The organism is Methylibium sp. (genome assembly GCF_013817345.1).
Taxonomy (GTDB): domain Bacteria; phylum Pseudomonadota; class Gammaproteobacteria; order Burkholderiales; family Burkholderiaceae_C; genus Methylibium.
Genome location: NZ_JACDCW010000041.1, coordinates 24,131 through 31,346, shown reverse-complemented (window position 1 = coordinate 31,346; position 7,216 = coordinate 24,131). Strand labels below are relative to the sequence as shown.

At 66.5% G+C, this 7,216-nt stretch carries 6 protein-coding genes and 1 pseudogene; 6 read left to right on the top strand and 1 reads right to left on the bottom strand.

Annotated elements, in window-relative coordinates; genetic code table 11:
- Positions 1–307: pseudogene (locus H0W40_RS09840) on the bottom strand (undecaprenyl-phosphate glucose phosphotransferase); the annotation flags it as partial.
- A gap of 179 nt (positions 308–486) precedes the next feature.
- Between H0W40_RS09840 and H0W40_RS09835 the strand changes: the two are divergent.
- From H0W40_RS09835 to aspS, 6 genes are all read left to right on the top strand, one after another.
- Positions 487–1,065, top strand: coding sequence for a hypothetical protein (locus H0W40_RS09835; protein WP_292445730.1), 579 nt, complete (start codon positions 487–489; stop codon positions 1,063–1,065).
- On the top strand, positions 1,062–2,633 hold the full coding sequence (gene ubiB, locus H0W40_RS09830) for a ubiquinone biosynthesis regulatory protein kinase UbiB (RefSeq protein ID WP_292445729.1): 1,572 nt from the start codon (positions 1,062–1,064) through the stop codon (positions 2,631–2,633). The genes H0W40_RS09835 and ubiB overlap by 4 nt, the downstream gene beginning before the upstream one ends.
- Before the next feature lie 76 nt (positions 2,634–2,709).
- Positions 2,710–4,167: a sodium:solute symporter family protein gene (locus H0W40_RS09825; protein WP_292445728.1), complete on the top strand. Its 1,458-nt coding sequence runs from the start codon at positions 2,710–2,712 to the stop codon at positions 4,165–4,167.
- Positions 4,168–4,195: 28 nt separating this feature from the next.
- The gene (locus tag H0W40_RS09820; protein ID WP_292445726.1) at positions 4,196–4,555 is read left to right on the top strand and encodes an FmdB family zinc ribbon protein; all 360 of its coding nucleotides are present in this window, start codon (positions 4,196–4,198) and stop codon (positions 4,553–4,555) included.
- A gap of 37 nt (positions 4,556–4,592) precedes the next feature.
- On the top strand, positions 4,593–5,249 hold the full coding sequence (locus H0W40_RS09815; RefSeq protein WP_292445725.1) for a DUF502 domain-containing protein: 657 nt from the start codon (positions 4,593–4,595) through the stop codon (positions 5,247–5,249).
- A 145-nt stretch (positions 5,250–5,394) separates the two neighbouring features.
- Positions 5,395–7,188 (top strand): aspartate--tRNA ligase, encoded by a 1,794-nt coding sequence (gene aspS, locus H0W40_RS09810; protein WP_292445724.1) that lies wholly within the window; start codon positions 5,395–5,397, stop codon positions 7,186–7,188.
- Positions 7,189–7,216: the final 28 nt, after the last annotated feature.

Genomic DNA, 7,216 nt, shown 5'->3' with positions numbered 1-7,216 from the left:
CGAAGTAATTCAGACTGCGCGTCGCATAGCCGCACAAGGCGAGCACCAGCAGCAGGCTGATCCACGATTGCAGGATGTCGACCGCAGCGGCCAGGCCGCTGTCGCGGAAGCGGTTGCGGCCGGGAAAGGTGAGCGCGAAGACCAGAAGGCAAACCGTCAGCGTCGAGCGCAGCACCGGCTCGTCGTAGGCGAGGGTCACGCCCAGGAAGCAAGCGACGGTGATCGAGGGCTCGAGCAGCGCGGCCACGAAGGACGTGACGGATTGCGGTGCGCTGTAGAACGTCCTCTTGTTGCGGTCTTCAAACATGCGGGTGGTCGGTGGCGGTTCGTCTCGGGCGGCACGGCCGCAGACGCACATGGGCCGGCCTTGACCGAAAGGGATTGTCGCCAAAAAGCGTGGGCTGTCCTCCCCGTGCACAGGGGTGCGGGTTGCGCGCCACAGTTACGGTGTGTTGCCGCACGCACCCGGCCCCTACAATCTTTTTCGTGCCGATATCACTGCCGTTCTCGCTCATGCCGCCCGTGCTGGACCGCGCGCTGTTGTGGCTCAACCATGTGTTGGCCGCGGAGCCGGCGGCGACCGCACGTCTGGCGGCACATGCCGGGCGTAAGGTCACCGTGCAGTGGCAGGGGCCCGCAGGTCCGTGGCCAATGCCCATGCCCATGCCCATGCCCATGCCTCCCGATGTGGTGCTGCGCATCACGCCAGCCGGCTTGTGCGAAAGCGTCGACGTAGAGCCCGACACGGCTCTGCCGTCGGCGACGGGCCTGCGCGTGACCGTCGTCTTGCCGGCGCCCCATCAATTGCCGGGCCTGTGGCTCGCCGGCAAGCGGCCGCCAGTCAATGTGGAAGGCGATGCACAGTTCGCCGCCGATGTAGCCTGGCTCGCGGAGAACCTGCGCTGGGACGTCGAGCACGATCTTTCGCGATTCGTCGGCGACGCAGCGGCTCACGAGCTGGTGCGCTTCGGCGCGGCACTGCGTGACGCGTTGCGCGGCGCCGCGCGCGGTGCGGGCGACCTCTGGAGTCAGCGCCCCGGCGCCCGTGCAGCGACCTCGCGATGAGGCACTTGCTGCGCCTGAGCTTCATCACGCTCACGGTTCTGCGTTTCGGGCTCGACGAGCTCGCGCTTTCCAGCTTCAAGCACCGGTGGCTGCGCGCGCTGGCGCGCTTCGTCGCCATCGGCCGGCGGCTCGATGCGCCACGCGGGCAGCGTCTGCGCCATGCGCTCGAGCGGCTCGGGCCGATCTTCGTGAAGTTCGGACAGGTGCTCTCGACGCGGCGCGACCTGCTGCCCGAGGACATCGCCGACGAACTGACCAAGCTGCAGGACGCAGTGCCGCCGTTTCCCGCGGAGCAAGCGGCCGCACTGGTCGAGGCCGCGTTCCGCCGGCCGCTCACGGAGATTTTCGCGAGCTTCGAGCGCGAGCCGGTGGCCAGCGCCTCGATCGCGCAGGTGCATTTCGCGGTGCTCCTTGACGGGCGTGAGGTCGCCGTCAAGGTGCTGCGTCCCGGCATGCTGTCGGTGATCGACGACGATCTGTCCTTGCTGCGCACCCTGGCCGGCTGGGTCGAGCGCAATTCGTCCGACGGCAAGCGGCTGAAACCGCGCGAGGTCGTGGCCGAATTCAGCAACTACCTGCACGACGAGCTCGATCTGGTGCGCGAGGCGGCCAACGGCGCGCAACTGCGCCGCAACATGGAGCCGCTGGGTCTGCTGATGATCCCGGAGATGGTTTGGGATCTGTGCACCTCCACTGTGATCGTGATGGAGCGCATGACCGGCGTGCCGATCGGCCAGACCGCGCGCCTGCGCGCCGCCAACGTCGATTTCAAGAAACTGGCGCGCGACGGCGTCACCATCTTTTTCACCCAGGTGTTTCGCGACGGCTTCTTCCATGCCGACATGCACCCCGGCAACATCCAGGTCAGCCTCGCACCGCAGACCTTCGGGCGCTACATCGCGCTCGATTTCGGGATCATCGGCACGCTGACCGAGAGCGACAAGGATTACCTGGCGCAGAACTTCATCGCCTTCTTCCGTCGCGATTACAAGCGGGTGGCCGAGTTGCACCTCGAGTCGGGCTGGGTGCCGCCCGGCACGCGGATCGGTGACCTCGAAGGAGCGGTACGCGCCTGCTGCGAGCCCTATTTCGACCGGCCTCTGAGCGAGATTTCGCTCGGCCAGGTGCTGTTGCGGCTGTTCCAGACCTCCCGCCGCTTCAACGTCGAGATCCAGCCGCAGCTCGTGCTGCTGCAAAAGACGCTGCTCAACATCGAGGGGTTGGGCCGTCAGCTCGACCCCGAGCTCGATCTGTGGAGCACGGCCAAGCCTTTTCTCGAGCGCTGGATGGCCGAGCAGATCGGCTGGCGCGGCTTGCTGGAGCGCTTCAAGGACGAGGCGCCGCGCTACGCCAAGCTCACGCCCGAGCTGCCGCGTTTGCTGCACGATGCGTTGGCGGCGCACATCAAGCTGGGCAACCAGAACGAGCTGGCTGGTCTGCTCAAGACCCTGCTGCGAGAGCAGCACCGCACGCACCGCCTCATGCGCGCAATCCTTTACGGCGGCATCGCCTTGCTGCTCGGCGCGCTCGCCGTGCAGTTCATGCCGCCGGGGACGTTCTTGCGCTGAAGCCTGCGGGGCACCGCCTTACACTGCCGCCGCACCGAAACGGCCGACGGCTCGCGTCGGCCACCGGAGAACCCAAGTGCTGATTGCCTTCGTCGTCGTCTACATGCTGGTCACGATCGGCATCGGCCTGTTCGCCGCGCGCAAGGTTCATAGCCCGAAGGACTATCTCGTCGCCGGGCGCAGCCTGCCGCTGTACATGAACGTGGCGACCGTGTTCGCCACCTGGTTCGGGGCCGAGACGGTGTTGTCCGTTTCGGCCACTTTCGCCCAGGACGGCCTGGCCGGCATTCCGGGCGATCCCTTCGGTGCCTCGCTCTGCCTGGTGCTGGCTGCGCTGCTGTTCGCGCGGCTGTTCTACCGCATGAACCTGCTGACCATCGGCGACTTCTACAAGCAGCGCTACGGCAAGTCGGTCGAGGTGCTCACGAGCCTGGCCATCACGCTGTCCTATCTGGGCTGGACTTCGGCGCAGATGACCGCGCTCGGACTGGTCATGCACGTGCTGTCCGGCGGGGCGCTCGAACTGAATACGGCCATCGTTTGCGGCGCGGCGGTCGTGCTGATCTACACCGTGTTTGGCGGCATGTGGTCGGTCGCCTTCACCGATTTGTTCCAGACCGTCGTCATCGTGATCGGCCTGAGCCTGGTGGCGGTGCTGGTCGGCGACCTGGCCGGCGGCCCGACCAAGGTGATCGCCCAGGCCGCCGCCGAGGGCAAGTTCGACTTCTTTCCCGCCGCCGGCGACAGCGCGGGCTGGTGGGCCATGGCCGGCGCCTTCTTCGCCTTCGCCTTCGGTTCGATTCCGCAACAAGACGTGTTCCAGCGCATGACCAGCGCCAAAGACGAAAAGACCGCCGTGCGCGGCACCTTGATCGGTGCGCTGATCTACTTTTGCTTTGCCTTCGTGCCGATCTTCATCGCGTATTCGGCGCTGGTCACCGACCCGTCGCTGGGCGGGCTGTTCGCCGACGAGGACGGCCGCGTGATTCAGCGCATCCTGCCAGACCTCGTGCTGAGCCGAATGCCGCTGTGGGCCCAGGTGATGTTCTTCGGCGCGCTGCTTTCGGCCATCTTGTCCACCGCCAGCGGCGCGCTGCTCGCCCCGACCGCCACCTTCACCGGCAACGTGCTGCGGCCCTTCGCGCCCGGCATGACCGAGCGGCGGTTCCTGCTCGTCCTGCGCGTGGTGCTGGTCACCTTCACGGCGTGCGCCTTGCTTTTCGCGCTCAACAGCACCAGCACCATGTACGAGATGGTGCAAAACGCCTACAACGTCACGTTGACCGGCGCCTTCGTGCCTTTGCTTGCGGGCGCCTACTGGAAGCGCGCGACGACTCAGGGCGCCTTGCTGTCCATCGTGTTCGGCATCGGCAGCTGGCTGGTCTGCGACCACCTCTTCGCCGATGCGCTGGTGCCGCCGAACCTCATCGGCCTGGCGTTCTCGACCGTGTTCATGCTGGTCGGCTCGCTGGCCCCGCAGCTTGTGGCGGATCACCGGCACGATCCCCTGCCGTTACGGGGGCGGCCTATATAATTTCTGGTTTATTTTCAAGGGCCTGGCCATGCCGATCTACGCTTACCGGTGCGATGCCTGCGGCCACGCGAAGGACGTTCTGCAGAAGGTGTCCGATCCGCTGCTGAGCATCTGCCCGGCCTGCGGTGCCGAAGCCTTCAAGAAGCAGCTCACGGCCGCGGGGTTCCAGCTCAAGGGCTCCGGCTGGTATGCGACGGACTTTCGGAACGGCAGTCAGCCCAAGCCGGCGGCAGGCGCCGAAGCGGCCAAAACCGACGCCGCAGCCCCTGCGGCGGACGCTCCGGCCACGCCGGCCAAGGCGCCTGCGGCCGAGGGCGCCGCCTCCGCGCCGGCGGTGCCTCCGGCTTCCACGGCGGGCGGCACCGGCAGCTCTTCTGCAGCCCGCTAGTGCGTCCGCGCAACCGCGCCGCGACTGAAAGACACGCGTGAAGAGATACCTGATCGCCGGCCTGCTGGTCTGGCTGCCGCTGGCCATCACCCTCTGGGTGCTGCATTCGGTGCTGGGCCTGCTCGACGGCCTGTTCGCCTGGCTGCTGAGCGGCTCGCAGGCGGTGCTGCCCGATGCGGCGCACACGCCGATTGAGATGCTCAAGCAAGTGCCCGGCCTGGGGGTGATCGTGATGGTGCTGGGGCTCATCGCCACCGGCATCTTCGCCACCAACATCGTCGGGCAATGGTGGCTCACGCGGGGCAGCCGGCTGCTCAGCCGGATTCCGATCGTCAAGTCGATCTACAGCTCGGTCAAGCAGGTTTCGGACACGCTGTTCTCGAGCAGCGGCAATGCCTTTCGAGAGGCGGTGCTGGTTCAGTACCCGCGCCAGGGCTCGTGGACCATCGCCTTCGTCACCGGCAAGCCGGGCGGCGAAGCCGGCGAGCATTTGCGCGGCGACTATCTGAGCCTGTACGTGCCGACCACGCCGAACCCCACGTCGGGCTTTTTCCTGATGGTGCCGCGCTCCGATGTGATCGAGCTGGCGATGAGCGTGGATGAAGCGCTCAAGTACATCATCTCCATGGGCGTGGTGGCGCCGCCGCCTGCGCTCGCCACCACCGCGGCGATGCCGCGCAACCAGACCGGCTGAGCGCGGAAAAGGCCGGCGGCGCGTGCGGACGGCCGGCCCGCGAAGGCCTTGGGCTTTCAAGCCCGAAGGCCGGGTATGCCGGCATGGCATGGCACGGCCTCCTCATCGACCGCAGCACTGCAAACGAATCTTCGAAAGCGATCCCATGAGAACCACCTACTGCGGCCTCGTCAACGAAGCGCTTCTGGGCCAGACCGTCACGCTGATGGGCTGGGCTCACCGCCGCCGCGACCATGGCGGCGTCATCTTCATTGACCTGCGCGACCGTGAAGGCCTGGTGCAGATCGTCTGCGACCCCGACCGCGCCGAGATGTTCGCCGCGGCCGAGGACGTGCGCAACGAGTTCTGCCTCAAGATCACCGGCCTGGTGCGCGCGCGCCCCGCCGGCACCGAAAACGCCAACCTCACCAGCGGCAAGATCGAGGTGCTGTGCCATGCGCTCGAGGTACTCAACCCCAGCGTCACGCCGCCGTTCCAGCTCGACGACGACAACCTTTCAGAAACCACGCGCCTGACGCACCGCGTGCTCGACCTGCGCCGCCCGGCGATGCAGAAGAACCTGATGCTGCGCTACCGCGTGGCGATGGAAACGCGCAAGTTTCTCGACGCCCACGGCTTCATCGACATCGAAACGCCCATGCTCACCAAGAGCACGCCCGAGGGCGCGCGCGACTACCTCGTTCCCAGCCGCGTGAACGAGGGCATGTTCTTCGCGCTGCCGCAGTCGCCGCAGCTCTTCAAGCAGCTGCTCATGGTTGCGGGCTTCGACCGCTACTACCAGATCACCAAGTGCTTCCGCGACGAAGACCTGCGCGCCGACCGTCAACCCGAGTTCACGCAGATCGACATCGAGACTTCCTTCCTCACCGAGGAGCAGATCCGCGAGATGTTTGAAGGAATGATCAGCACGGTGTTTCGCCTCACCATCGGCGTGGAACTGCCTGCCTTTCCGGTGATGAAGTACGCCGAGGCCATGCACCGCTACGGCTCGGACAAGCCCGACCTGCGGATCAGGCTCGAATTCACCGAGCTGACCGACGTGATGAAGGACGTCGACTTCAAGGTCTTCAGTGCACCCGCGCAGGCCAAGGGCGGCCGGGTTGCCGCGCTGTGCATTCCCGGCGGCGGCGAGATGAGCCGCGGCGAGATCGACGGCTACACCGAGTTCGTCAAGATCTACGGGGCCAAGGGGCTGGCTTGGATCAAGATCAACGACGCAGGCAAGGGCAGGGAAGGGCTGCAGAGCCCCATCGTCAAGAACCTGCACGACGCGGCCATCGCCGAGATCGTTGCGCGAACGGGCGCCGGGAGCGGCGACCTGATCTTCTTCGGCGCCGACAAGGCCAAGGTCGTCAACGACGCGCTCGGTGCGCTGCGCGTGAAGATCGGACACAGCGATTTCGGCAAGGCCCGGGGCCTGTTCGAGGACAAGTGGGCGCCGCTGTGGGTGGTTGATTTCCCGATGTTCGAGCACGACGAGGAGAACGGCCGCTGGGCCGCCGTGCACCACCCCTTCACGGCACCGAAGGACGGGCACGAAGACCTGATGGACACGGACCCCGCTGCCTGCATCGCCAAGGCCTACGACATGGTGCTCAACGGCTGGGAGCTCGGCGGCGGTTCGGTGCGCATCCACCGCGCCGAGGTGCAGAGCAAGGTGTTCGCAGCGCTCAAGATCGGCCCCGAGGAAGCGCAGGAGAAGTTCGGTTTTCTGCTCGATGCGCTGCAGTACGGCGCCCCGCCGCACGGTGGCCTGGCCTTCGGCCTGGACCGCATCGTCACCATGATGGCCGGGGCCGAAAGCATCCGCGACGTGATCGCCTTTCCGAAGACGCAGCGTGCGCAGGATCTGTTGACGCATGCGCCGAGTGCCGTGGACGAGAAGCAGCTGAAGGAGCTGCACATCCGGCTGCGCAACCCGCAGGCCGCAAAAGGCTAAGTCACGGAAGGCCTCGCCTTCGAATTGG

Bases quoted from the DNA above. Each gene is read 5' to 3' on its own strand.
- ubiB (WP_292445729.1), top strand. From the start codon at position 1,062: ATGAGGCACTTGCTGCGCCTGAGCTTCATCACGCTCACGGTTCTGCGT.
- H0W40_RS09820 (WP_292445726.1), top strand. From the start codon at position 4,196: ATGCCGATCTACGCTTACCGGTGCGATGCCTGCGGCCACGCGAAGGAC.
- aspS (WP_292445724.1), top strand. From the start codon at position 5,395: ATGAGAACCACCTACTGCGGCCTCGTCAACGAAGCGCTTCTGGGCCAG.